The sequence below is a fragment of the Anaerolineales bacterium genome, assembly GCA_030583885.1.
Taxonomy (GTDB): Bacteria; Chloroflexota; Anaerolineae; order Anaerolineales; family Villigracilaceae; genus Villigracilis.
In genome coordinates this window covers 1,820,501-1,846,658 of the sequence record CP129480.1, presented here as the reverse complement: position 1 = coordinate 1,846,658, position 26,158 = coordinate 1,820,501, and the positions used below count along the sequence as shown (strand labels likewise).

Below are 26,158 nucleotides of genomic sequence, written 5' to 3'. Positions count from 1 at the left end.
CATTCAACGTGACTTTCATCATTAAATGCCTGGATTGCGGTCATCATGCCCCGTACTACCCCACCTCCACCACTTGCCCAAAGTGCAACAGCCAATGGCGGGAGGCGGAATATGACTACGAACTTGTCGGAAAATCACTGCCAGCCAAACTGCCGGCAAGGGCTTCCGACCTGTGGCGCTACCGCGAGTTGCTGCCGGTGCGGAATCCAAACATCAGCCTGTCGCTTGGGGAAGGCGGCACTCCGCTTATCCGTGCCGTGAATTTGGGCATGATGTTGGGATGCCCAAACATCTTCATAAAGGATGAGCGCCAGGGTCCGACCTCCTCATTCAAGGACAGGCAGGCCGCAGTTACGATCGCGGCGTTGAAGGAGGCGGGCATTACGGAAATGGTGGCGGCCTCCACCGGGAACGTTGCAATTTCCTATTCCGCCTACGCATCGCGCGCAGGGGTGAAACTATGGGCATTTGTCACCAGCCTTGTGCCCGCCGTCAAGATGCGGGAAATCGCGTTATATGGAAGTCAGGTCATCAAGATCACCGGCTCATACGACCAGTGCAAGCAGGTCGCATCCGAGTTTGCCCGCCAGCGACGTTTGTATCAAGACATGGGCGCGCGTACCATCACATCCGTTGAAGCGATGAAGACCATCGCCTTCGAGATCTCGGAACAATTGACCGCCATTCAAGGACCCGGCACAGATACTCCCTGGCGCACACCGGACTGGTACGTGCAGGCGATCAGCGGCGGCATGGGTCCGCTTGGTGTTTACAAGGGATTTCGGGAAATGAAACAAATGGGTTGGGTGGACAGTATCCCTGCCTTTGCCCCCATTCAAGCGGAAGGCTGTGCGCCCATGGTGGATGCCTGGAAAAGAGGCCTCCAAAAGGCGGAACCTGTCACCTCGCCCAAGACGCGCATTGAAACCCTGGCCACCGGCGACCCGGGACGTGCCTATGAATTCCTGCGTGAATATGTGAACTTGACCAATGGTGCGTTCGAAAGTGTCAGTGATGAGGACGCCTTCCGCGCCATGCATGTGCTCGCAAAAATGGAGGGGATTTCCGCGGAGCCCGCCGCGGCAGTTGCATTTGCCGGCCTATTCAAACTGGTCCGTGCAGGGATTATTAAACACAGTGAAACGGTTGTCGTTAATTGCACAGGCCATACCATGCCGGCCGAACCGAGTATTTTGGGCGATAACTGGTCACGTGACGTAAAATTCCCGACCCTTGAAGAGACACCACAGGAAGGTTTGCTTTCCGCGCTAACGCAGGTCGCGCCCGAACGCTTCCCGAAAATTGTCATCGTGGAAGATACCGCTGAAGCGCGCCGTCTCATCCGTCGAATTTTACAGTCACAGGGAAATTTCACCATACTGGAGGCCGTCAACGGGCGCGAAGGACTTGACCTGATCCAGCGCGAACTGCCTGATCTCATCATCCTCGACCTGATGATGCCGGAAATGGACGGTTTTGGGGTCATCGAAGCGCTGCGCGCCAAACCGGAAACCGCGACGATCCCGGTCATCGTTGCCACGGCAAAAGAACTTACCCCGGACGAAAAAAGCAGGCTGGGCGGACAGATCCAATCGCTCATGCAAAAGGGCGATTTCCTCAATGACGAGTTCCTTGAAGAAGTGAAGTCTTTAATAAAATAACATCCACTTTATCAGCAGTCACAAAGGCTGGCACCCTTGCCTAAAAAACAAACCATTGGGATTTTAGCGGCTTTCAGTTCGGCAGTATTTCTCGGTCTGGCGCCCGTATTTGGAAAACTTGCCATTACCCTGGGTTTCACGCCCTTTGCTGTCGTGGCATTGCGCACCGGTTTTGCGGCCGGCATTCTCCTGATGGCCATCTCGCTATTCTATCGCCAGTATCTTTACATCTTCCCCATCGGACTGGTCGGCTGTATCCTCGCCGGCACCATCAACGGATTCGGCTCCCTGCTGTATTACCTTGCCCTGCAAAGGCTTGACGCAAGCCTGGGGCAGCTCCTGTATTCGCTCTACCCATTCTTTGTGGCACTTTGGCTCATCCTTGACCATCAACCCCCAAGTCCACTCACATTCTTTCGCATCGCGCTTGCCACGATCGCAGTCCTGTTGCTCACCAGTGTTCCCGGCCGCTCCGTGGACAGGATCGGTGTGATGCTCATGATCGGCGCGGCAATTCTATATGCCATGCACCTGCCCATCAACCAACGCGTACTTTATGAAGTCCCAGCACCAACAGTCGCGCTCTACACGCTGTTATCCATGAGCGCCGTGGTAATTCCCGCTTATTTATTATTTGACCGCGCCTGGCCCGCGGCAAACATTCCCTGGCTGCCTGTTTTCGGCCTCACCTTTGTAACGGTCTTTTCGCGCATTGCGCTTTTTCTCGGCGTAAAAAAGATAGGGGGGATGCAGACGGCCTTATTGGGACTCGCCGAACTTTTAATCACGATCCTCTTCAGCAGTGTTTTACTGGGCGAGAGTCTCACCGCCCTGCAATGGCTGGGGGCGGTCGGACTCAGCGTCAGCCTGATCCTGGTCATGTACGAGCATCCGGCTCCCCCGATTCATAGCGGCAAAACCGGCTGGCTCTCATGGATCCGCGCGCCGGCTTTGCCCAAGGATATCTTTGGACCGTATGAATAAAAAAAGTACGGCTAAGATGCCGTACTTTTTTTATTCATTACTTATTCGCTTCGTACAAATAACCGGTCCCGCGAACGCTCACGACACGCTCACATAAGGAGGGGAACTGCTCCAGCTTATGCCGCAGACGGCTGACCAACGGACGTAATATCTCCGGCGCCTCTCGTTGGGAGGTATCATATCCCTGCACGAGCAGGACCAATTCGCGGTGAGAGAAGACCTTCCCTTCATTTTGGATCAATATACGCAGCAACCGCCCCTCTGCCGGGGTCAGGTGTTCCGTTTTATTCTTATACTTTACCTGGCGGCGGGAGAGGTCAACCGACGTACCGTCCTTCAGGGTATATACTTCCTGCCCGTCTTCCGTATCTGCGGAGACAATGGTATTCACGCGTGACCGCGCAGAATGGCGCGAGAGTCCCTTCTTGACGCTGGCAAGGATCTGGGTGGGTGAAGCGGGCTTTAATAGATAATCATGGATCCGCAGCCGCAGCGCCTGGATGGCAGTCTCTGTGGAGCCATGGGCAGTCAGTAGGATCACCTCGGTTTCCGGAGAGATCTGGTTAACCACCTGCACCACTTCCAGCCCATCCATGCCGGGCATTTTGAGATCCACAATCATCAGGTCCACGGTATGGGTACGGACATGTTCCACAGCCGCCTGCCCGTTGGGCGCAACGGCGACGCCATATCCCTCCAGTTTCAGGATATCGGAAAGGGATTGGCGTGCAACAGGCTCGTCATCTACAACAAGGATGTTTGATATCATGGCTTTCCTCCTGCAGGTAGGAATATACGGAAACAAGCACCGGGGCTCCGTTCAGGAAGCAGTTCCAGCACACCGCCGTGTGCGGTAATGATATTGTAACTTACGGTAAGTCCCAAACCCGTGCCTCCATCTTTTGTGCTGAAAAACGGCTCGAACATATTGGCTTGTTTTTCCTTTGACACGCCCTTGCCGCCATCCTGGAAAAGCAGTTCGACGCCATCCATAAAGGAACGAATGCTGATCTTCAGATCGCCGCCATGCGGCATTGCATCAGCGGCATTCAGGATCAGGTTGATGAATACCTGCTGGATCTGATTCCCCATCACATGAATGTGCGGGATATCCCCGGAGAAATCCACTGAAACATTGATCCTAGCCTCGTCAAGTTGTTTTGCCATTAACGTCAGGCTGTATTGCAGCATCTCGCCCAGGTCCACTTCCTCAAGGGAGGTCGTGCCGGGACGGTAGAAATCCAGCATGCGGCGGACGGTAAGCATTAACCGCTCCAGCTCGGTGCGGGCCAGGTCAAAATATTCCCTGCGTTTTTCCGCAGGCAGGTCTTCGCGCCCGGCAAGGTGCAGACAATTCTGCACAGCCTGCAACGGATTGTTGACCTCATGCGCGATGGACGCGCTTAAACGTCCTGCTGCCGCCATCTTCTCCGCCTGGATCAACGCCTTCTGGGACTCCTCCACCTGACGGACATAGTCCAACTGTTCGGCATATAAACGCGCGTTCTCCAATGCGGTGATCGCCTGACGCGCAAGGATCTGGAACATCTCAAGGTCTGATTCGCTGAAGGGAGGCTCGTTTACGGCACGGGCAGCGTATAACACCATGTGCAGGTTCTGGCGCGAGATTGGTGTCAGGATTACCGCACCAAGCTGCAGGTCGGAAAGAAGCGCCTTCAGGGAGGCATCCCCCGGCCCGCTCGCATTAATCACCATCGGATGTGCGGCGGCGTCCACGCTGGAGATCAAGGCAGAAAGATCACGGGATGGGGCAATACCGCGCGATGCCATGAGAGAAAAATCCTTCGACCCGGCATCCTGCTGATAACAGGCAGCCTGCGAGCATTGCATATGCCCGCAAATGGCATGGACGATCAGGTCGAGCAGGGGCTCGCGGCGGGTTTCAGAAAGCAGGGCTTCGGTAACAGAGAATAGCGGGCGAAGCGCCTGCGTGCGTGCCGCGTCCCGTTTTTTCTGGCTGTCGGCAAGGGCAAGTTTGACCGCTTCCACAAGCTCTCCACCTATGCCAAATGGCTTGAGCAAGAGCCCATCCACGCCCTGTCGCAGCGCGCGGATGGCGGTTTCAACTGTGCCGTGTCCGGTCATGATCAGAACGGCGGCATCGGGCTGTAACCGCTGGGCATGTTGAATAACCTCAAAGCCGTCCACTTCAGGCATGCGAATATCCACCAGCAAAATATTTATTATATTATCGTGGAGATATTCAATTGCTTTGCGTGGATTGGTTTCGGTGGCCACCATATACCCCGCGCGGGAGAGCAGGCGGTTGCACAGCATCGCAATGCCGGGTTCGTCGTCGACGATGAATACAAAGGGGGTATCCATGATGATATTAAACCGGCAGCCAGACCACAAACGTGGATCCGCTGCCCGCCTCGCTTGTGAGTTCTATGGTACCGCCGTGATCGGTGATAATGCCGTATGTAACGGACAACCCCAGCCCTGTACCGCCGCTGTCGCCCTTGGTGGTAAAAAAGGGCTGAAAGATGCGGGCCTGGTCTTCGGGGGGAATGCCAACACCGGTATCTTTTATGGACATGATAACCCATTTCCTTTCCTCGCGTTTTGCCCGGCAGGTTGCCACACGCAATTCCCCGCCGTTCTTCATGGCCTGCAGGGCATTATGGATCAGGTTCAAAAGCACCTGCTTCATCTGGTTCGTGTCAATCAAGATCCAGGGCAGGGTCTCATCGAGTTCAAGAGTCAGGGCAACGTTGTTGGAATGGATCAGATGCCGCGTTAACGCAATGACATCGCTGACCACTTCGTTCAAGTCTGCACTGGCGCGGAGCCGCTCGCCCTGGCGCGAAAAATCCAGCAGCCGGCGGACAACGTCACTGGCGCGGCGCGCCTCGTGCAAGACCATCTCCAGTTCGCTGCGATGCGGTGAATCCAGGGGCAGTTCATCCAACATCAGTTCGGAAAAACCCGTCACCGTTGTAAGCGGATTGTTCAACTCGTGTGCGATGCCCGCCGCCATCTCACCGACCGCGGCAAGTTTTGCGGCTTGTAGAAGCCTGTTTTCCGCGGAGCGCTGGGCTTCCATGCGCGCGTTCAATTCCACCTCGGTCAGTCGTAATTGACGGACGATTTCCTGCAAGGTTTGATACTGGTTCGCACTCGAGACAACAGCCGCAAGAATACCCGCCAACGATTCCATGGCGATCAGGTCGTTATGCAAGAAGGCGTTTTGCACACTGCTCTCCACATCGATGATGCCAAGGATCGCATCGCCGTCCTTCAACGCAACGCAGATCTCCGAGCGCGCCTCCCAACCCTCGATCGGCTTGTAGAGTTTATCCTGCACGGTGTCGTTGATCAGGATGCTCTCCCCCGTGCGGGAGACGTGACCGGTGACGCCATCCGGTTTGATGAATTCCTCGCGGGCAAGCGCCTCCCTCACGGACTCTGCGTGGGAACCACCAACGCCCTGAATGCTGAATTTTCCCTTCTTATCCACCAACAGGATGGTGGCAAGTTCATAACGGAAATATTGCGCCACAAGCTCCGCCGTAATGGATGCAACGGCCTTTTTATCGTTCAACCCGATCACCTGTTCCACCACCTCGTGGATCAATCCCAGACTGCGCGCCCGACCTTCCGCCTCCTCGCGCAGGCGGGTGTACTCGATCAAACCCGCCAGGTGACTGGTGATGACCACCATCAGATGCTCATCATATTGACTGAACGCCTCCGCGCGCGGGCTTTCAACGATCAACACACCAATACCCTGTCCACGGTATTTCAGCGGAACAATCAAGGTCGAGCGCGCACCGGGATGCACAGACTCAAACTCCTCGTTGACCGTATCCACAATTCGGCGCACGCGCCCCTCCTTGAGGATGGACTGGATTGGATGACCGGCCAGCGAAAGGCTGATCACGTTCAGTTTTCCCTCGAACATGCGATAGTCCCGCACGACACGCCCGTCACTGGAACGCAGGAAGAGCGCGATAAACTCAGTGCTGAAAGCGCGCGCAAGCAGGCCGAACATGCGCCGTGCGATCTGGTCCAGGTTTTGGGCGGAGGAGACTGTCAACACGAAGTCATTAAGCAAACCCAGCCTGCGCAGGTGGGCCGCCATTTCGGAAAACGTGATTACCACTTCCACAGACGGCGCCACGCGCGCAGCCAGCTCGCGCAACTGTCGCCACTCGGTTTGGGAAAATTCCTTCTGACGCCAAAGCGCTACCACCCCGATCAAACGCTGACCGATGACCAGCGGCAGACACACCCAAACGCTAGTGCCGGATTTCAGGGAGCCAAGGGGCAGGTTCTCCCAATTTGGCTGTCCGCGGGTGATGAGCACATCGGATAGGGAGCGATTCACACGGCGGAGCATAGGATTCTCGTCGATCAGCAGGGACACCCCCTTGGCCTTGGGCGCATTCCACTCCGCCTGAATATCAAGTGACTCCCCGCGTCGGATCGCCAGCCATGCACCTTGACAGGGAATCGCCTGCACGAACGCGCCCAACACCTTCTCGAGCGCAATGGGTAGTTCGAAAGCCAGACCAGATTGCAGGTCCGGCAGGAACGGCTGGCTGGGGGGGACGCCGCGTCCTGATAACAGCGAAGCGACCATTTTCCAGATGCGCTGGGCATTCGCGGACTGTTCATCTGCGCCTGTCAAAATTACTTGTGCCGTGCCGTTGATTGGAAATGCATAAAAGCGCCGCGCATTCAATTTACTTCCCTGCGGGATCGAAGCAGATCGTGCATAGCCCCCACTCAATGCGCCGCATAACCAGGCATCGATGGAGGGCATCGCCATCACGCCGGCCAGCTCATTTTGTGTGGATTTGTTCAGCCGATAGACCGAACGCAGCAACCACTCGCCGCCCACGCGCTCCGCAAGGACGGCCCATGCCGCCTCGGAGAGCTGCGCCGCATCCTTGAGTTGGGTTTCAATGCCGGTTTCGTTTTGCATGCTTTGTTAACAGGAATTATAACCCGATGCCCCCACCCTCCCACCCTAAAAACAGGGTTTTTTTACATCAATATTTTATGTTGGCAAAAAACTGCCCTGAGACTCCCGTCTGCATCGGGAGCGTCTTATGGAGGGCACGGGTCACCCGGAACGGCGCCCGGCGGACAAGGCGCTTCACACGTCAGCGCCCCTGTGGGATGGAGGACAGTGCAACCGGTTTTGGACGAAGGGGTCGGCGGGTCGTCCTCTTTTTCAGGTTTGATGGGCTGTGGCAGAGCCGGTGGAGTGAAGACCGGCAATTTTTCACAATCTCCATTCAACCAGCCAAACCTGGCAGTCGACGGAACGGTGCACACTCCGCTGATGTTGGGTCCGACAACATAAACAAATACCCCATCCGGGCTTTCCCCGACGACAACTGCGCTTTGTCCGGCGGTAAAACTGTCCACATCCGGGTAAAGCGAAGCGCCCGGACCTGACCGGCAAAACAGGTTGATGGCCGCCGTAAAGGTACAAGCCCGCGCTGTCGGAGTCTCCGTGGCTGCGATCAACGGGGCCGAGAGAGCCACGTACTCGAATGCACCAACATCACATTTTGATCCCTGCGGGCGGGTCACGCCGCGCTGGTCAGTGGGCAGGCACAGGCGTACGACCATATCAATGGCGATGCTGCCAGGTCGCAGAGCATGGGTTTTGGTTGCGCCACGGTTATCTGCCAGGGGAGCCAACTGCAGGACATTAATGGAAACAGGTATGCCGCCGCAGGATCCGTCCATGTCAAGGTTGGGATGGGTTGGGTGGACGATATTAGAACACGAGGATGTAAAGATCGAGTTGGAAGTGTACAGATTCCCGACAGAGCAGATTGCGCCGCTGTTATTGAAGGCAATGGTGACGTGGTTAAGCACAAGGGTACCCTCGTTGTCGATGCCGCAAGCGCTGTTCCTGCTGACCGTGCTATTGGTCATCTCGAGATTCCCGCTGTTGTAAATGCCGTCTGCGGGCTGGGGCTGGTCAAAGCCATTGCGGCTGATCGTGCTGTTCACGATGACCGCTGTCCCGTGGTTGTACAGGCCTGCGCCGCCCGGCAGCCCGAAGTAGTCCTGGTTGGAATCGACCGTGACATCCTTGAGTTTCATGCTGCCTGCGTTATAAATCCCCCCGCCCTCCCTCCCAAGGTTCTCCATGAGGATGCTTCTGAAAAGGGACAACCGCCTGCCGTTGTAGATTGCTCCACCCGAATTCGTCGGCACGTCATTGGGAAGCGCCGGGTTTATGGAATGTCCGCCGCGCAGGGTAAGGTTGTTTAGGGTCAGATCCCCCGCCCCGACGGGGGAAACATAGAACAGCCTGAATTTCTCTTGTGCGCCCGAATCGCGCTGGATGGTGGCACCGTTCCCGTTGATGATGATGGGAGATGTGATTGCAGGCAGTCCATTATTACCGCCCGTTGTATTATCCGCTTCATTCAACATGTAGACGCAGCCAGCCGGCAGGTCTATGATATCTGTGGTCAGCGGGGTGGAGTTGGCAGAATTTATCTCATAAATCAGGTAATCCGCTTCACAGGAGGTTGGCGGTGGAAATGTACAGCCGGATAAAATGATGATCCAGATACTTAGTCTAATGATCGGTTTTTGCATGGTAGATATGGGAAGCGGATGCAAGGGATATTCTCAACATCAGTATAGTGAATTGCCTCACAAATTACAAGCACGGCCATGATGTCCAGTGCGAAGTTGAATGGTGGTGCGGGAGGGAGATAGCTAACTGGTACAATACCCTTCGATGAAATCCCTCACTATCATTGGCGGTGGGCTGGCAGGAAGTGAAGCCGCCTGGCAGGCCGCCAAACATGGTCTCCATGTTCGGCTCTACGAAATGCGTCCGTCCCGCCCCACCGGCGCGCATCTTGGCGCGAACCTTGCAGAATTGGTCTGCTCCAACTCCCTCGGCTCCAACCTCCCCGACCGCGCCTCTGGCGTGCTCAAGAATGAGCTGCGCGCCCTCAACTCCATGCTCCTCGAATGTGCCGAGGCGACGGCCCTGCCTGCCGGCGCTGCCCTCGCCGTAGATCGCGAGTCCTTCGCGCGCATGGTCACACAGAAAATCGAAAGCGAACCGAATATCGAAGTCATCCGCGAGGAAGCAAAGGAAATTCCCGATACCCCCGTCATCGTCGCCAGCGGGCCGCTCACCTCTGAGGGCTTTTCCAGGTCAATTGCCTCGCTCAGCGGCGAGGAGCATCTCTTCTTCTTCGACGCCATCGCCCCCATCGTCCGCGCCGAAAGCATCAACATGGAGATCGCCTTCCGCGCCTCGCGCTATGACAAGGGCGAACAGGACGAAGGCGACTACATCAACTGTCCCTTCACCAAAGAGCAGTACTATGACTTCGTCAACGCGCTCAAAGCCGCCGAACGCATCGAACTGCGTTCGTTCGAAGAGGCCATCAAGAGCGGTGTCAAAGCAGGTCAGTTCTTCGAGGGCTGTCTGCCTGTCGAGATCCTCGCCGAACGCGGCGAGGATTCGCTGGCATTTGGACCTATGAGACCTGTCGGACTGAAAGACCCGCGCACCGGCAAACGTCCTTATGCAGTCGTCCAACTCCGCCAGGACAACCTCGCAGCCAGTCTTTACAATCTCGTCGGCTTCCAGACCAATCTCAAATTCCCGGAACAAGGCCGCGTCATGCGCATGATCCCCGGTCTTGAAAGCGCCGAGTTCGAGCGCTATGGGCAGATGCACCGCAACACCTTCATCGCCTCGCCCAAACTCCTGCGCCCCACGCTGCAACATATCACGCGCGACGATCTGTTCTTCGCCGGTCAGATTACCGGCGTGGAAGGCTACATGGGGAACATTGCCACAGGCTTGCTGGCAGGCGTCAATGCCGCGCGGTTGCTCACAGGTCAGCCGCTCCTCGATCTTCCACATGAAACCATGCTCGGAGCGCTCTGTCACTATGTAACCCACGCTGATCTTAAAGATTTCCAGCCCATGAAAGCCAACTTCGGAATTCTCCCCCCGCTTGAACTGGAAAATAAAAAACAAGGCAAACGCGAACGCGGTCAAGCCTACGCGGACCGCGCCGCACAAGCCTTACATTACTACCTAAGCCCGCTGGTTGAGTAGCCATCTCTTTATCATGTAATTGCGAGCGAAGCGAAGCAATCCTCCGACCAATATTGCGAGACTGCTTCGGCAAAAAACAAGAGCGCCTCGCAGCGACATGATCTAAACCCCATGCCCAAACGCACCGCATTTATTTACCTCTCTTTGATCTTCGCTCTTCTAGCTCTGGTGGCAGGCTGGTACATCGCCTCCTTCCTGACTGTTGGAGCTGCTTCACTTTCCTTTGACGGGGCCCGCGCTTATACAGACGTGCAATCGCAAGTCGCTTTCGGACCGCGCACACCCGGGTCGGCTGGACATGCCCAGGTCCGTGAATGGATGCGCATGGAGCTCGAATCCGCCGGCTGGATGGTAAAAGTCCATGAGACAACGAGAATGGGACATCGCATCTACAACGTCATCGCCAAACGTGGGGAAGCCCCGCCAGAGATCATCCTCGGAGCCCACTACGACACTCGTTTCTTCGCCGACCACGACCCCGATATCAAAAAACGCAGTGATCCCGTCCCCGGCGCGAACGACAGCGCCTCCGGCGTCGCAGTCCTGCTCGAACTTGCACGTACCCTGCCGGACGACACTGTCCCTGTCTGGCTGGTCTTCTTCGATGCCGAAGATAATGGACGAATCGAGGGTTGGGACTGGATTCTCGGCTCGCGCGCCTTCGTCGAAGAGAACCCCGTCCGCCCTCACGCGGTCGTCATCGTGGATATGATCGGTGATGCCGACTTGAACATTTATTTCGAAAAGAATTCGGACAAACTCATCCGCGCCGAAATCTGGGGTACCGCCGGGCGCTTGGGATATGGGGAAGTGTTCATTAATGAAGAGAAATATTCCATGCTGGACGACCATACACCCTTCCTTGAAGCTGGCATCCCCAGCGTCCTCATCATCGACTTCGACTACGATTACTGGCACACCACACAGGATACAGTGGACAGGGTATCACCAGAAAGTTTGCGCGCTGTTGGCGATACGCTCTGGCATTGGATTACGGGCCGATAACCATTCTCCGTCCCCGGCCCTCCGCCTCCCCCAAACATGGTCAAAACCACAATCTCGGCGTACACTTAAGGCATGACCTTGCAGGCGTCCCTGAAAAAGATACACGCCCCGTGGGTGGAACACATCTCTCGCGAATTGGCGAGCGGGGAAGGCGTGCGCGCCGGCTTTACGGAACAACTCGAACGATTTTACGAACTGCTCGAGCAGGCCATCATGACCGGCGACACCGCCTGGCTAGACCCCATCCTGTACGATTGGGGACGCGCACCCACCGAAACCAATCTGGACGAAGGCGATTATTATGTCTCCTTTGTCATCAACCGCATGACCGCCCTGACCATTGAGGTGGCACGCGAGAACCTCACCCCAAAAAACGCCCTCGAACTGCTGGCCAGAGTCATTCCAATTCTTACACACAGCCTGAGCGTTGCCGTACGCTACGAAATGGAAACGCGCGTTGCACACATCTCCAGCGAACTCGGCAAAACGCAGAAAAAGCTGCAGGCACTCGACCACAACAAATCCAGCTTCATCTCCGTTGCTGCACACGAATTGAAGACCCCGCTCACTCTCATCGAGGGCTACACGTCCATGATGGTGGACCTCGCCCAGTCGTCGAAACAGCCCCAAATGAATGAGTACCTAGAAGGAGTGAACAACGGGATTCACCGCCTGCGCCATATCATTGACGACATGATCGACGTCTCCCTGATCGACAATCATCTGCTCACGCTTAACATCCAGCCGCTATGGGTCAGTCACATGCTGAACCTGCTTCGCAACGAGTTTGAGAAAACCACCGCGGAACGCCGGCAGACGCTGACCATTAATGATTTTGAAGGCAGTGACTTGATGATCTACGGCGATTCGGAACGCCTGTATCAGGCGCTTCATAACGTCGTTTCAAATTCCATCAAATACACCCCGGATAATGGGACGATCTCTATCAGCGGACGCCTGCTGCCAGGCTTCTTTGAGATCATCATCTCGGATACAGGCATCGGCATTTCGCCCGAGCATCAGGCCACGATCTTTGAGAAGTTCGAGCAACTTGGCAGGGCAGACCTGCATTCCAGCGGCAAGACCAAGTTCAAAGGCGGCGGACCGGGTCTTGGTCTCCCAATTGCACGCGGCATTATCGAAGCGCATGGCGGCACGATATGGGTCGAATCGGACGGCTATGACGAGGAAAAATTGAACGGTTCCACCTTCCATATTTTATTACCTACACGCATGGAGCCAACAGACCCAAGCATGACCAAATTCTTCGGCCCATTTGAACAGCCGCAAGCAGGAACAGAATCGGAAACAGAAACCAGTGGCAAAGAAAATCCCCCAACCAACAACCCCGCCACGTGAGCGCGCTTTCCTTGTCGGCGTTGAAGTTCACGGCATAAAACAACTGCTCTCCCTTGAAGATTCACTAGCGGAACTTGCCCTGCTTGCAGATACCGCAGGCGTGGACGTGGTGGGCGAACTGACCCAACGCATGCAGCGGCCGAATGTGGAAACCTACATCGGTCCCGGCAAAGTGGAGGAATTGAAGGCACTCGCCGAGGAGACTCTCGCCGAAGTGGTCATCTTCGATGATGAACTCTCCCCTCGTCACCTGCGCGAACTGGAAAAAGCCCTCGGCCGGAATATTCGTGTGGTTGACCGTACCGCGCTTATCCTCGATATTTTCGCACAGCACGCCCATACAAAGGAAGGCATGCTGCAGGTGGAACTCGCCCAGTATGAATATAACCTGCCGCGCCTTACCCGCGCATGGACGCACCTTGAGCGGCAGGCGGGCGGCGGCGGCGGACGTGCCGGTTCCACGGGAGGTGTCGGGCTGCGCGGACCCGGTGAAACACAGCTTGAAGTAGATCGCCGCGGAATCCGTACACGCATTGCAACCATCAAGCGTGAGCTCGAAAAAGTGGAGGCACACCGCATGCGATACCGCGCCCAACGCAAGCGCTCGCGGATCCCGATCGTTGCACTGGTGGGCTATACCAACGCCGGCAAATCCACCCTGCTCAACCGCCTCTCCAAAGCGGACGTGTACGTAGCCGACCAATTGTTCGCCACGCTCGACCCCACCACTCGCCGCGTGCAGCTGCCCGGTGATGAACGCGCCCTGTTCACAGACACGGTCGGCTTTATTCAAAAACTCCCCACCTCGCTGGTTGCAGCCTTCCATGCGACACTGGAGGAGATTGCAGAAGCAGACCTGCTCCTGCATGTCGTGGACATATCCCACCTCAATGCGTTGGACCAATTCCAGGCAGTGCAGGAAACGCTGGAGGAAATTGATGCAGATCACATCCCCATGGTCACCGCCTTCAACAAGGCAGACCAATTGAACCGCCCTGAAAACGCTCGGGAGATATTGCAGGATTTTCCCAAAGCCGTTGCCATTTCCGCTCTGACAGGCACGGGCATTCCAGACCTGCTGCATCTGATCCGCGAGGAACTGTTTGAAGCCTATACTCCCATCCATGTGCGCCTGCCGTATAAGCAAGGCGCGCTCATCTCACTCTTTCACGAACTCGGGCAGGTGGAGCGTGTGGAACATGAACGCGGCGGCGTGGTCATGCAGGGACGCATTCCCGGCAGGCTTCTGGCACAATTTTCCCCCTGGCACATGGACGCAAAGCAGATCGAGGAAACTCCTGAAGATATTGAAGAAAGCGACCTGGAGGAAGTATGATCTCAAGACTATTGGATTTCCTGTCCGATTACCTGGCGCGCCGCAAGGGGCTGCTCCCTACCATCGGCCTGGTCCTCATCGTCGTGAACCTCATTGTACAATTCGTCTTTCCTTTCAGCCCGCTTGCCTTCAGCAATATTTTCCTGCACTTTGGGCTGATGATCGCCATTTTTGGTCTGATGCTGGCATGGGCATTGTGACCGCTACAGACAAAAATGTCTTCCTCCATTTCAGGAAAAACTCTTCTAAACCAATACCATGTTGAAGAATTTATCACACTCACGCCGCTTGGCAGGTTGTACCGCGCCATGGATGAACGCAACAACAGGCATCTTGCGCTCACACTGCTCTCAAAAAAGATCTCTGAGAACGCCGAAGCCGTCAGGGAACTCGAAACAAAGTCCACCAGGCTTCAAAATATCCTGAATCCAAACTTAACCAAATACCTGGGGGTATATCAAACACCAACGCTTGCCTTTCTGCTTGAAGAATGGGTGGACGGCCCATCCCTCTGGGATGTGCTTAAAAAAGCCCCCGTCAGCGTGGAGGAGGCTCTTGTCTACGCTAGGGCAATTTGCGGCGCGCTTGAAGCCCTTCACAATCAAAACCATGTGCATCACAACCTTGCACCTGAATGTATCCGCATCAACGAACGCGGCGGGATCCTCGTCGGTGGCATTGCAAACGCACAGCCCGTCGGTGCACAGCCTGCCCGCAAACTCAGCAAATATCCGCCGCTATATACATCCCCGGAACAGATCAAGGATCAGCCCCTCGCTGCGGCTGAAGATATCTACGCCAGCGCTGTCATTCTTTATCAGCTCATCTCGGGGGGTTGGGTCAACGGCAGACATCCGCCCAAAAGCATGGATGCCATTCGCAGAACGCATCTCCATCGAACGCCGCCCGCACCCATCTCCCTTAATAAAAACATCCCCGATCACTTCTCGCGCATGGTCCTTTGGGCGCTTCGCAAAAATCAGGAGGACCGACTTAAGACAACCACTGAATTACTTTCAGCACTTGCGCTTGCGGCGCGCATTTCTGTGGCTGACATTCCGCTTCGTGCCACACTGGAAACTGCGCCCGCCACAGCAGCAATTCTCAGCGAATGGCAATTCCTGCGGCCACCCAAGCCAAACCTCCTCAGCCAGGATGCACCGCCTCTCGAAGACCGGCTTGCGAGTCTTTCCGCACCCAAAAAGAAAAAATCACGCGTGGGAATTATCCCGCCGGCAATCGTAATTCTGCTCATGGGTTTTCTTTCATTATTCTGGTACGTGCGCCCTGCTGAAATTCCACTCGCTGTGCATGAAACAATCACCCCCTTCGCATTGGACCATACTCCGCCATCCACACGCTTCGCGACCCTTCTACCCAAACCCGCAGACCCGCACGGCGGACGCATCGCCTTCACCTGCACGCGCGGGAGCTACAACCAACTGTGCATGGTCAACCGCGATGGAACAGGCCTCATCCAACTGACAGACATGGAAGCCAGCAATTACTACCCCGCCTTCAACCCGGATGGCGGTTCGTTGTTATTTGCATCCAACCGCAACGGCTCGTTTGACCTTTATCTGCTTCTCTTCAGTGAAAAACAGTTATTCCAGGTGACCAAAAACGTGGGGAATGTGGTTTCACCTGATTATTCCCCCGACGGGCGCACTATCGTCTTTGCGAACCGCGCAGGGGATGGTCCCACCTCCATTTGGATGGTGAATGCAGATGGACTCAATCCGCGGCTGGTGTACGCGGGGCCAAATATGATCGTCGCAACGGCATGGTCGCCGGACGGGGAAAAGATCGTCTATGCCATGTCCCTTGGGATACCACAGGAATACGAGATCTTCAGCATGGATGCAAATGGAAGGAACCATCTGCGCATCTCACAGGGATTGCGGGGCATCGGCGGCAGCGTGGACTGGTCTCCCGATGGGAGTCATCTTTTGATCCATGCCGGTCCTTTCGGGAACAAGGATATATTCAGACTCGATGCAGCGTCGGGGAATTTCGTTCAATTGACCAAGGGTGGGAATAATGCCGGCGCTTCCTACTCACCAGACGGCCGCTATATTGTGTTCAATTCCCTCCGCAATGACGATCAGGCCGATCTTTACATCATGCGTGCGGATGGCTCAAACCAGGTGCAACTCACCAACCACCCTGAACCCGACTGGGGCGCACGCTGGGTGGATTAATCCATGGGACAAAATAAAAATTCAATGGTTGGAATCAGCTTCGGGCGGGAATGGATGCGGTTTTCATCCATTGATCAGGTATGCACATATTTTGCAGTCCAGCCGGATGCAAACACCTTTTTATGAATTATGAGGGGCATTCCAATAACAAATCATTATCAAAAATTACATAATTGATACGACTTAAAACCTTTACACGCTGAATATTTAATGTATTATTAAAACACCAATGGCGTTTTTCCCGGCTCGACCACCGGGGAGGGCGCTGTTCATCTTTAATTCATCTAGCGAAAGGAAGTTATATGAATGTCCAAGCAGCCAAGTTCCCATCTGTCTTCTAAGTTGGAAGGCCGCCCGAAAACCACTGGCAGTGGAAACGGCATCTACGCACTGAAACCCATTAAGAAGGGCGAACTCGTAGCCGTTTTCGGGGGCGTCGTCTATGAATGGGACGCCTTTATTCACCTTCCAGACCGTGAGCGCAGTTTGTGCATCCAGGTAGAAGACCGTCATTTCCTGGTGCCGCGCCCCATTGGCGAAGGAGATTATGTCAATCATTCCTGTAATCCGAATGCAGGTCTTTCGGGTCAGATCGGACTCGTTGCCATGCGAGACATCAAAACCGGCGAAGAAGTTTGCTTTGATTATGCCATGAGCGACACCATGCCCTACGATGAATTTGAGTGCGGGTGTGGGCAGCCCATTTGCCGCGGCAGGATCAGCGGCAATGACTGGCAGAAGCCCGAACTTCAAAAGCGCTATGCCGGATTTTTTGCGCCTCATGTCCAGCGCAAGATTGACACTCAACGCGCAGAGAAACGTGCTTTTGCCCGCGCCATGCGTACAACAAAGATGGCGGGTGTTACACCAGCCGTCCCAACACCAGTGTACGAGTAGAAGCAAAGCTAAGACCTCCGAACTCACGTACGGGGGTCTTTTTTATGCGACTATGAATTTTTACCAGACAGAGGGAACCAGTCGATATTTGACCTTCTGTTTGTATTCCCCATAGCCGGGCAGATCTTTTTCCAGCTTCACTTCTTCATCAAGAATGCGCGCGACGATAACAGGAATGATAAACACGGCAGGAATCACGGCCCACCAGGAACCCAGCGCAATTGGCGATGCGATATAAAGGACAATCATGCCAACATACATGGGGTGACGGACAATGCCGTACACATCTGTATCAATCACCTTTTGCCCGCCGACAACTTCGATCACTCGGGAGAGGTAACGATTGACCTGCATGGTGCGCAAAGTGAGTAAATATCCAAGAAAAACAACCGCAGCCGCGCTGATGGAAACTGCCGCGGGCATGTTCGACCAGCCAAACCGAATGTCAAACCCGGGAATTAAGTAGGCAAGAATGAAGACCAGATATGAAGCCTGAATGATGTTCCGCTGCTCCCTGCGCTCTTCGCGCATGCGCATCCTGCGTTCAAGCAGTTCGGGGTCCTTGTTGATCAGATACATCATCACAAACAGCATGGGAATGAATAACACGCCCATGTACATCCACCCCTGCCAGTACTTCCACGTCCCGGCCGGCAGGAAGAAAAACAACATAAATACCAGCACTGCCATCAACAGGCGGTATAGTACGAGCATCAATAACTTTGAGCGAGACATAAGATTCTCCTTTCATAAAACATCGGCTGTCCGGAGGCTTCCAATGTCAATTCGATTCAACTACACCTTTGGTCCTGCTGCATTCACTTCGGGCGGCGTGCCGTCGCTGAACTTGCCAAAATTTTGTACGAAGCGCATGGCAAGGTCTTTATAGCGCCTGTTGTACTCTTTCTTATCACCCCAGGAGGAGGACGGATCCAATACCTCATCAGGCACACCGGGGCACGTCCCCGGGACTTCAAATCCAAAGATGGGATCCTTTTTATATTTCACGTTGGCCAGAATTCCAGTCAATGCCGCGTTGAGCAGGGCACGTGTGTAGCGAATGGGGATCCGTTTCCCCACCCCATACGGTCCGCCCACCCAGCCCGTGTTGACCAGCCAGCAAGTCGCGCCATGTCGGTCGATCTTGTTCTTGAGCAATTCGGCATATCGATACGGATGATGTACCATGAACGGCCCGCCGAAGCAGGCACTAAAGGTGATCTCAGGCTCCTTCCCGAGTCCCACCTCCGTCCCGGCGATCTTGGATGTGTACCCTGAAATGAATTGATACAGCGCCTGATGGGGAGTCAGCCGCGCGATCGGAGGCATCACCCCGCTTGCATCACACGTAAGCAGGATGATGTTCTTTGGGTGTCCGGCCTTTTTCTCTGGGACGGCATTCGCAATGAATTCCAAAGGATAGGATGCGCGGGTATTTTCAGTAAGCGTATCATCATCCAAGTCTATCAGACGTGAAACCGGATCATAGGTGACGTTTTCCAGGATCGTGGCAAAACGTTTGGTCGTCGCGTAAATCTCGGGCTCGGCGGATTCCGAAAGACCGATGACCTTTGCGTAGCATCCGCCTTCAAAGTTGAAAACACCGTTGTCGCTCCAGCCATGTTCATCGTCCCCGATGAGGCGGCGCGTGGGATCCGCCGACAACGTGGTCTTCCCTGTTCCGCTTAATCCGAAGAACAGGGCCACATCGTCCGCATCATCCGGATTCACATTTGCGGAACAGTGCATGGACAGGACGCCTTCAAGCGGCAGCAGGTAGTTCAAAATCGTGAACACCGATTTCTTGATCTCGCCCGCATACGCCGTGTTGCCGATGATGGCAAGCTTCTTCTCAAAGGACAGGCAGATAAAGGTTTCGCTGTTCGTACCGTCCACGGCAGGCGCGCCTTTGAAGGACGGCATGGCAATGATCGTAAACTCCGGCACAAAGCGTTTGTATTCCTCAAGTGACTGCGGCAGGATGAACATGTTACGGACAAAATGACTGTGCCAGGCAAGCTCGGTCACGATGCGCACAGGCAGGCGATAGGCTTCCTCCGCACCCGCGTAGACATCCTGCACAAAGACATCACGCCCCTGCAGGAAACCCAGCACCCGACCATATAATGTCTCAAATTTATCCGCCGCAAACGGACGGTTGTACACACCCCACCAGATATTCCCCTCGGAGTCAGCTTCGCGGACCACAAATTTATCGTTGGCGCTTCGAGCCGTGTGTTTGCCGGTATTTGCAACGAACGGTCCGCCTGAAACCAGCGCCCCCTCATTCCGAAAGACCGCTTCCTCCACCAGGGCCTCGGTTGTCAAATTCCAGTATGCCTGCCGCAGGTTGCCCACACCCTGATTGGAAAGGTTGTACTCCGCCTTGCGGGTCTGGGCGACGGACTCAGCGGGGGATTTAATATTCAGTAAATTATTCATCGTATCTACCCTACATCCAATCTCGGATCATTTTCCTATCGCGGATATAAATTTCGTTGGGCGATGTCGCGTCAAGCGCCCACTTGATGCGGGCCATCCCTTCGGTAAGGTCCTTTACAGAACCCGCAAATGAAATGCGGATGTGGCCCTCCATGCCGAATTCCTTCCCGGGAACGGTCACCACCAATGCCTTCTTCAATAGGAACCTGGACAACTCCACCGAATTGGTGGAAAAGGCGCGCAAATCGGGAAGAGCGTAAAACGTCCCTTTTGGCTCGATCAGCCGCGCACCGTTGAATGTCCGCATTTCCTGCAAAACGATCTCGCAATTATTCTGGATCTGCAGTCGCAGCGCCTCCACTACGGACTGCAACCCATTCAAGGCACCCTCCGCAGCCGCCTGCGCAATGGGCGACACACACGAGGTCGTCTGCGCGAGGACATTTGTCATCACCCTCACCAATTGACGCGGTGCGATCACCCAGCCAATGCGGAAGCCTGTCATTCCATATAACTTCGCCACACCATTGACAACAAGGATATGCGAATCTTCAATCTCTTTTTTCGTAAATGAATAGGCAGGCGGAGCCACATGCCCGTCGAAGGTCAGCTTATGGTAGATATCATCACAGATCATGTAAACGCCCTTGCGTTCGCATAGCTCCACTATCCTTGCAAGTAAATCGGCGGGATAGATTGCTCCCGAGGGGTTGTTCGGGCTGTTGATGATGATCGCTCGCGTGGAGGAGGTCACTGCGCGTTCGATATCTTCAAAGCGCGGGATGAACGTCCCGTCTTCAGGTGTGACAATGACGGGAATCGCCATGCACATTTTTATCATCTCCGGGTATGAAACCCAATACGGTGCGATGACAAGCACTTCATCCTGTGGATTCAAAATGGAATAAAAAATATTGTAGAGCGACTGTTTTGCCCCGTTGGTGATGATCACGTTTTCAGGCGCGACGAGGCGGTCATAGTTCTCCTCCGTATAGCGAATGACCGCCTTTTTCATGGACGGCAAACCGTCCGGCGGGGTGTACTTCACATCCCCACTGGATAGTTTCGCCCCCGAGGAAAGAATCGCGGCAATCGGTGTTTTATTTTTCGGCTCACCGATCCCCAAATTGATGACCGCCTCGCCGCGTTCACGCAACAGACGCGCCTCTTCGTTCAAAGCCAGGGTGGGGGATTCCACGATTTCACTTGCAAGTTTACTTAGTCGCATGGTTCTCCTTGAAATACAGTCTGCTGTTCCACAAGCCCAGGATTCCACCGCATACCCATGGACGACAGACTGCAGTCATGTTAAAACAAAATCTGGTCAGGCAACCACCCCGACCAGATACACCCGCCCAACCGCAAAAAAGGCGGGGCTGACAATTTGATTGCCAGGCAGGACGTTCATGCGGTCATTATACTATACAGCCCAAAACGAGACCGGGAACGAAGATAACCATTTTTACAAATGAATGTAATGCCATAAAAGTGATTCAGGGGCAGGTAAAAACTCCTGCGCCAACATTCTGCGCCCGGCTCCAGATTTTTTCGAACTCCTGCAGATACAACGCGGCGATCCCGGCATTGTCCACAATGAGCACATTCTCTTCGTTCACCTCGTCCGCATTGGCGGAGAAATTCAACGAGCCCGTCACCACAATGCTGTTATCCACAACAATCACCTTATGATGCAGAAAACTCGCATTGCCGTCCTGTCGAACAGGCAGGCCCGCACACCAGAATGTCCGCAATTCTGAATTCGGGCTGTTGCTTCCAAAGGTCTCGAAGACACCCTTCACATCCACGCCTGCATTGGCGCGCTCGATCATCACCTGCGCGAGGGGGAAATCTGTAAAACTAAATGCCAGAAAACGAATGCTTGTGCGGGCATCCTTCACCAGGGCGATCAGGTTGCGCATCACGTTGTCTTCGGGTGAAAACAAAACCTGAACGGGCGTACCGTCAAGGATCGTCCATTGAGTATTTACCATGGACGGTGCGCGCGGGCCGAACTGCCCGCTCCACATCTCCTGAAATTCACGCTCATAAATGGATGCGACCTGCGGTGACCGGATGACAAGTACATTGTTGTTTTGTTTGTATACGCCGTTAACGGTAATGTTCGTGGAACCCGTCCATACGATCTGCTGATCGAATATCCAAAACTTATTGTGCATCAACGCTGAACGCGCATCATCCCTGACCTCGATACCTGCCCCGATCAGCAGGGAGAATTGTCCACGCCCGGGCTGGGTGTCGTAGTTCAAGCCGTTCTTATCGTCCGTCATCCATTTCACCTCCACACCGCGGTTCTTCGCGGCGATCAACGCCTCCGCTACAGGCGTGAGGTTGAATTCGAAGGACGCAATATGGATGCTTGTTTGCGCGTCGTTAATGAATTCGATCAATCTCCCCTGAACCGAATCGACAACAATAGCGGAATCGTTTGTGGTCAATGGGTCGGTAAAATGGACCTCCCACCACGTGTCCACAGGCATGAGGACTGGTGTCTCAATAGCGGTTGTCGGCTCGATAAATGCTGGCGTATCTGTGACAGGGATAATAAACGGCTCAGGCGTGTCTGACGCATAAAAAGGCAATGGAGTGACAGGTACATATACCTGCGGATCATCCAATGGCTCACAGGATGCAAGGAACATGGATAAGAGCAGGAAAAACGCGGGCGTTTTTTTCATTATTTGATATCCCAATGGCCAGCCATTGGATTCAACGAATTATTCCAAAGCCGCAAAATCCTGCGGATTGCCAAGCGGATACACCGTTGCCTCGCCCGTAATGCGTTTGACCAGCCCCCCCAATACCGTACCGGTGCCGGCCTCCACAAAGGCATTGATTCGATTGGATACCATAAACTGTACAGACTCCGTCCAGCGGACGCGGGATTGCATCTGTGCAATGATGTCCACGCGGGCGGAGGCTTCATCTAATGGGGCAGCATGAACATTGCCAATGACCTGTATTTGCAAGGGAAAAAATATAGCGCTGTTGACCACATCCATCCATTCCTCTTGCATGGAATTCATCAACGGTGAATGTGCGGCAATGGAAACCGCCAAAGGCAGGGCGCGTTTTGCGCCTGCGTTTTTTGCCCCCGCCATGGCACGTTCCACGGCGGGTTTTGCGCCGGAGATCACCACCTGCCCGGGGCAATTATCGTTTGCCACCTGCACAAGCTCATCGGGCGTGCTGGCTTCGGCACAAACTCTGTCCAGCGTGGGAATGTCCAAACCGAGGATTGCGGCCATGCCGCCGGGTGATTGTTGACCGGCGCGTTTCATCAATTCGCCGCGCTTGCGAACAAGACGGAGCCCGTCCTCGAAGGAGATTGCCCCAGACGCGGCCAGAGCGGATAATTCGCCAAGGGAATGTCCGGCCAGTAAAGCAGGTTTGAAGTCGGGATGCAGATGCGAAAAAGTCCGAAAGGCCGCGAGCGAATGGACATAGAGTGCGGGCTGGGTGTTGACCGTGTCGTTCACGTCCGTGTCAGGTCCATCCCACATAATTGTGGAGAGGGCAAAGCCAAGGATGGAATCGGCTTCCTCAAAAGTTTGCTTTGCAACAGGATACTGTTCGGCAAGGTCCTTTCCCATACCGACGGTTTGCGAGCCCTGACCGGGAAACACAAATGCTGTGGTGTGTGGATTGATCTTCATGCAGCCTCCGATGTAAGGATTAAAACACAAACGGGTCGTGGTAGTCACGACCCGTTGAGCATTACTCGGCTGATTTCTTTTCTTTTTTGACCTGAATGACTTCTCGGCCCTTGTAGTAGCCGCAATTGGGGCAAACGGTGTGAGGCAGGCGTTTGTTTCCGCAATTGGAGCAGGCCACGGTGTTTACTGCGGTCAGGGCATCCTGTGCACGGCGGCGGTCGCGGCGTCCCTTGGAATGTTTGCGCTTTGGATGTGGGGTCATGGAACTTTCTCCTTTATACATACATCAGACGGGCTTGTTGCGCCCGTCTGGATTGGTTTTTCAATGAAGCCCGTTGATTATATCGGCAGGAGACAGTGACGTCAAGGCAAATTCGATGTAAAATCCAACCATGGAAATCCAGATCGCAGTTGCCAAGATCAATAAATACGCGGTCTCCGAAAGCGGCGACACGCTCGAAGTGGTGGAACGCCCCACAGGCGGTCTCTCTGTCGTGCTGGCGGACGGACAGACCAGCGGACGGGGTGCAAAGGCAATTTCGATGCTGGTGGTGCGGAAGGTCATTGGCTTGATCGCCGAGGGCGTGCGGGACGGGGCGGCGGCGCGCGCCGCGTCCGATGCGCTGTTTGCCGACAAGGCAGGCAAGGTCACCTGCACGCTGAACATTGCTTCGGTGGATCTGCACAGCAGGACCATTGTGCTGACGAGAAACAACCCCGTGCCAATGTTCATCTGCCGCGGCGAGCAAATTGACGCGCACAACGAAGAAAGCGCCTCCTTGGGGACATCCCGCAATGTACGCCCGGTCATTACCGAACTGGGAATTGAACCCGGGCTAACGATTGTCATTTTCAGCGACGGTATCACCCATGCCGGCGAACGGCGCGGCCAGCCGATGAACATCAGCCAGGCGATCCGCTCGGTGCTGGAGGACCAGGACCCGCACCCCCAACAGCTCGCGGATACGCTCCTTGCTCAGGCAGTGCGGCTCGACGATAACCGTCCCGGTGATGACATCAGCGTGCTGGTCATGAAAGTTTCCACCCGCGATGGCAGTGACGATGTCAGGCGCATGAGCGTCAGGCTTCCCATCAATGCGTAGCAGAGCGGCAAAACAGCATTGGAGAAATTTCCAGGCATCCATCCGCGATACCGCCATTCTGTTCCGCGAATTCCGCTCGCCGCTTTTCTGGTTTTCGTTTGCAGTCATCGGCGGTGGACTGCTGTATGACTTCATCGCCAGAATCGTGGACGAACCGATCTACAGTATCGTCGAATCCATCTATATCGTACTGATCGCGGTATTCCTGCAACCACCCACTCGCGAATTCCCGCACCACATCGCACTACAATTATTTCACTTCTCCATGCCCATCGTTGGGCTGGTCGTGCTCGCGCAGGGACTGGCAGATTTCGGCAGCCTGCTCTTCAACCGCCGCGCGCGCAGCAAGGAATGGGAAATGGCAGTCGCATCCACCTTAAGGAAACATGTTGTCCTCGTCGGACTGGGGCATCTCGGCTACCGCGTCGCGCTTAAACTGCATGAACTGGGCGAACAGGTTGCGGTGATCGAAAACAATCCCAAAGCGGATAAAGTGAGCGATGCGCGCAATCTTGGCATCCCCGTCATCAACGATGATGCCACGCGCCAGTCCACGCTAGAAGGCGCAAACATCAAGGACGCGCGCACCATCATCCTCGCCAGCCAGAACGACTCCATGAATTTGCAGATTGCCTTGAAGGCCAGGAGCATGAACCCGAACCTAAAAGTCGTCATCCGCATATTCGATGACGAGTTCGCCCACGCTTTACAGGAACAATTCGGCTTCATTGCACTGAGCGCCACCGAAATGGCGGCTCCCGTCTTCGCCGCCGCCGCGGCAGGCGTGGATGTGACCAATCCGATCTCCATCGAAGGCCAATTGCTCAGCCTCGCGCGCCTGCCCATTTCGAAAGACGCGCCGTTTGCCGGTCAAACGGTCGGCTTTGTGGAAAATCATTATCACATCAACATCGTGCTATTGCGGCGCGGGAACGAATCGCAAATGCCGCCAAGAGATATCAGCCTGCTGCAGGCGGGAGATGTCATCGCCGCCCTCGGGGGACCCGAACAGTTGAACAAAATCCTTCACGACAATGAGCCGCGATGAAGGGAAAGCGCTCATCGGGGTGGTTGGACCCTGCGGGTCGGGGAAATCCACACTGATCGCAGGTCTTGAAAAACACGGCTACCGCTGCCGGCATATCGCCCAGGAACATTCCTACGTCAAACAGATGTGGCAGGTGATCACAAATCCCGATGTCCTCATTTTTCTCGACTGCTCGTTTGATAACTCCACGCTGCGCCGAAAGCTGAACTGGGCCATCGGCGATTATGAAGAACAGCAAAGAAGGCTTTCCCATGCCAGGGCAAACGCAGATCTCATCATTGACACAAACACGCTTGCAGTCGATGAAGTCCTCGCACGGGCATTGGACTATTTACGAAGTGCCGCAAAGCGGTAAAGGGATG

General features: G+C 54.9%; 22 protein-coding genes. 12 read left to right on the top strand and 10 right to left on the bottom strand.

What is annotated here, in order from left to right:
- The first annotated feature begins 8 nt into the window (after positions 1-8).
- Together QY332_09250 and QY332_09245 are read left to right on the top strand one after the other, a co-directional pair.
- A complete protein-coding gene (locus QY332_09250; protein WKZ38116.1) occupies positions 9-1,661 on the top strand; it encodes a pyridoxal-phosphate dependent enzyme in 1,653 nt (550 codons plus the stop codon).
- Positions 1,662-1,697: 36 nt separating this feature from the next.
- Complete coding sequence (locus QY332_09245) at positions 1,698-2,645, top strand: DMT family transporter (GenBank protein ID WKZ38115.1); 948 nt, start codon at positions 1,698-1,700, stop codon at positions 2,643-2,645.
- A 37-nt stretch (positions 2,646-2,682) separates the two neighbouring features.
- Here QY332_09245 and QY332_09240 read toward each other — a convergent pair whose 3' ends face one another.
- The 4 genes from QY332_09240 to QY332_09225 all read right to left on the bottom strand — a co-directional run bounded on the left by QY332_09240 (position 2,683) and on the right by QY332_09225 (position 9,239).
- Complete coding sequence (locus QY332_09240) at positions 2,683-3,414, bottom strand: response regulator transcription factor (protein ID WKZ38114.1); 732 nt, start codon at positions 3,412-3,414, stop codon at positions 2,683-2,685.
- Positions 3,411-4,991, bottom strand: a complete 1,581-nt coding sequence (locus tag QY332_09235) for a response regulator (GenBank protein ID WKZ38113.1) — start codon at positions 4,989-4,991, stop codon at positions 3,411-3,413. The genes QY332_09240 and QY332_09235 overlap by 4 nt, the downstream gene beginning before the upstream one ends.
- Positions 4,992-4,998: 7 nt before the next feature.
- Positions 4,999-7,596 carry a GAF domain-containing protein gene (locus tag QY332_09230; GenBank protein ID WKZ38112.1) on the bottom strand — a complete coding sequence of 866 codons (2,598 nt, stop codon included), beginning with the start codon at positions 7,594-7,596 and terminating at the stop codon, positions 4,999-5,001.
- Positions 7,597-7,721: 125 nt separating this feature from the next.
- Positions 7,722-9,239 (bottom strand): choice-of-anchor Q domain-containing protein, encoded by a 1,518-nt coding sequence (locus QY332_09225; protein ID WKZ38111.1) that lies wholly within the window; start codon positions 9,237-9,239, stop codon positions 7,722-7,724.
- Positions 9,240-9,384: 145 nt separating this feature from the next.
- On the opposite strand from QY332_09225, the gene trmFO reads away from it, so the two are divergent.
- From trmFO to QY332_09190, 7 genes are all read left to right on the top strand, one after another.
- Positions 9,385-10,731: a methylenetetrahydrofolate--tRNA-(uracil(54)-C(5))-methyltransferase (FADH(2)-oxidizing) TrmFO gene (gene trmFO, locus QY332_09220; GenBank protein ID WKZ38110.1), complete on the top strand. Its 1,347-nt coding sequence runs from the start codon at positions 9,385-9,387 to the stop codon at positions 10,729-10,731.
- Between the two features lie 111 nt (positions 10,732-10,842).
- Positions 10,843-11,736, top strand: coding sequence for a M28 family peptidase (locus QY332_09215; protein ID WKZ38109.1), 894 nt, complete (start codon positions 10,843-10,845; stop codon positions 11,734-11,736).
- Between the two features lie 72 nt (positions 11,737-11,808).
- The gene (locus tag QY332_09210) at positions 11,809-13,095 is read left to right on the top strand and encodes a HAMP domain-containing sensor histidine kinase (protein ID WKZ38108.1); all 1,287 of its coding nucleotides are present in this window, start codon (positions 11,809-11,811) and stop codon (positions 13,093-13,095) included.
- Entirely contained in the window at positions 13,055-14,431 is a 1,377-nt protein-coding gene (hflX, locus tag QY332_09205) for a GTPase HflX (protein WKZ38107.1), read from the top strand. The genes QY332_09210 and hflX overlap by 41 nt, the downstream gene beginning before the upstream one ends.
- Positions 14,428-14,631, top strand: coding sequence for a hypothetical protein (locus QY332_09200; GenBank protein WKZ38106.1), 204 nt, complete (start codon positions 14,428-14,430; stop codon positions 14,629-14,631). Before hflX ends, QY332_09200 begins: the two co-directional genes overlap by 4 nt.
- A 15-nt stretch (positions 14,632-14,646) precedes the next feature.
- Positions 14,647-16,632: a protein kinase gene (locus tag QY332_09195; GenBank protein ID WKZ38105.1), complete on the top strand. Its 1,986-nt coding sequence runs from the start codon at positions 14,647-14,649 to the stop codon at positions 16,630-16,632.
- Between the two features lie 306 nt (positions 16,633-16,938).
- The gene (locus QY332_09190; protein ID WKZ38104.1) at positions 16,939-17,529 is read left to right on the top strand and encodes an SET domain-containing protein; all 591 of its coding nucleotides are present in this window, start codon (positions 16,939-16,941) and stop codon (positions 17,527-17,529) included.
- Between the two features lie 60 nt (positions 17,530-17,589).
- Here QY332_09190 and QY332_09185 read toward each other — a convergent pair whose 3' ends face one another.
- The 6 genes from QY332_09185 to rpmF form a co-directional block, all read right to left on the bottom strand.
- Complete coding sequence (locus tag QY332_09185) at positions 17,590-18,264, bottom strand: isoprenylcysteine carboxylmethyltransferase family protein (GenBank protein WKZ38103.1); 675 nt, start codon at positions 18,262-18,264, stop codon at positions 17,590-17,592.
- Between the two features lie 60 nt (positions 18,265-18,324).
- Entirely contained in the window at positions 18,325-19,971 is a 1,647-nt protein-coding gene (pckA, locus tag QY332_09180) for a phosphoenolpyruvate carboxykinase (ATP) (GenBank protein WKZ38102.1), read from the bottom strand.
- A 10-nt stretch (positions 19,972-19,981) separates the two neighbouring features.
- Positions 19,982-21,199: an aminotransferase class I/II-fold pyridoxal phosphate-dependent enzyme gene (locus QY332_09175; GenBank protein WKZ38101.1), complete on the bottom strand. Its 1,218-nt coding sequence runs from the start codon at positions 21,197-21,199 to the stop codon at positions 19,982-19,984.
- A 265-nt stretch (positions 21,200-21,464) separates the two neighbouring features.
- Positions 21,465-22,667, bottom strand: coding sequence for a phospholipase D-like domain-containing protein (locus QY332_09170; GenBank protein WKZ38100.1), 1,203 nt, complete (start codon positions 22,665-22,667; stop codon positions 21,465-21,467).
- Between the two features lie 39 nt (positions 22,668-22,706).
- Positions 22,707-23,645, bottom strand: a complete 939-nt coding sequence (gene fabD, locus QY332_09165; GenBank protein WKZ38099.1) for an ACP S-malonyltransferase — start codon at positions 23,643-23,645, stop codon at positions 22,707-22,709.
- Positions 23,646-23,706: 61 nt separating this feature from the next.
- The gene (rpmF, locus tag QY332_09160) at positions 23,707-23,907 is read right to left on the bottom strand and encodes a 50S ribosomal protein L32 (protein ID WKZ38098.1); all 201 of its coding nucleotides are present in this window, start codon (positions 23,905-23,907) and stop codon (positions 23,707-23,709) included.
- Positions 23,908-24,037: 130 nt separating this feature from the next.
- Here rpmF and QY332_09155 point away from each other — a divergent pair, with 130 nt between their 5' ends.
- From QY332_09155 to QY332_09145, 3 genes are read left to right on the top strand one after another with little or no spacing between them, the layout of a single operon-like run.
- Entirely contained in the window at positions 24,038-24,748 is a 711-nt protein-coding gene (locus tag QY332_09155; protein ID WKZ38097.1) for a SpoIIE family protein phosphatase, read from the top strand.
- A complete protein-coding gene (locus QY332_09150) occupies positions 24,741-25,796 on the top strand; it encodes an NAD-binding protein (protein ID WKZ38096.1) in 1,056 nt (351 codons plus the stop codon). The genes QY332_09155 and QY332_09150 overlap by 8 nt, the downstream gene beginning before the upstream one ends.
- A complete protein-coding gene (locus QY332_09145) occupies positions 25,783-26,151 on the top strand; it encodes a hypothetical protein (GenBank protein WKZ38095.1) in 369 nt (122 codons plus the stop codon). The genes QY332_09150 and QY332_09145 overlap by 14 nt, the downstream gene beginning before the upstream one ends.
- Positions 26,152-26,158: the final 7 nt, after the last annotated feature.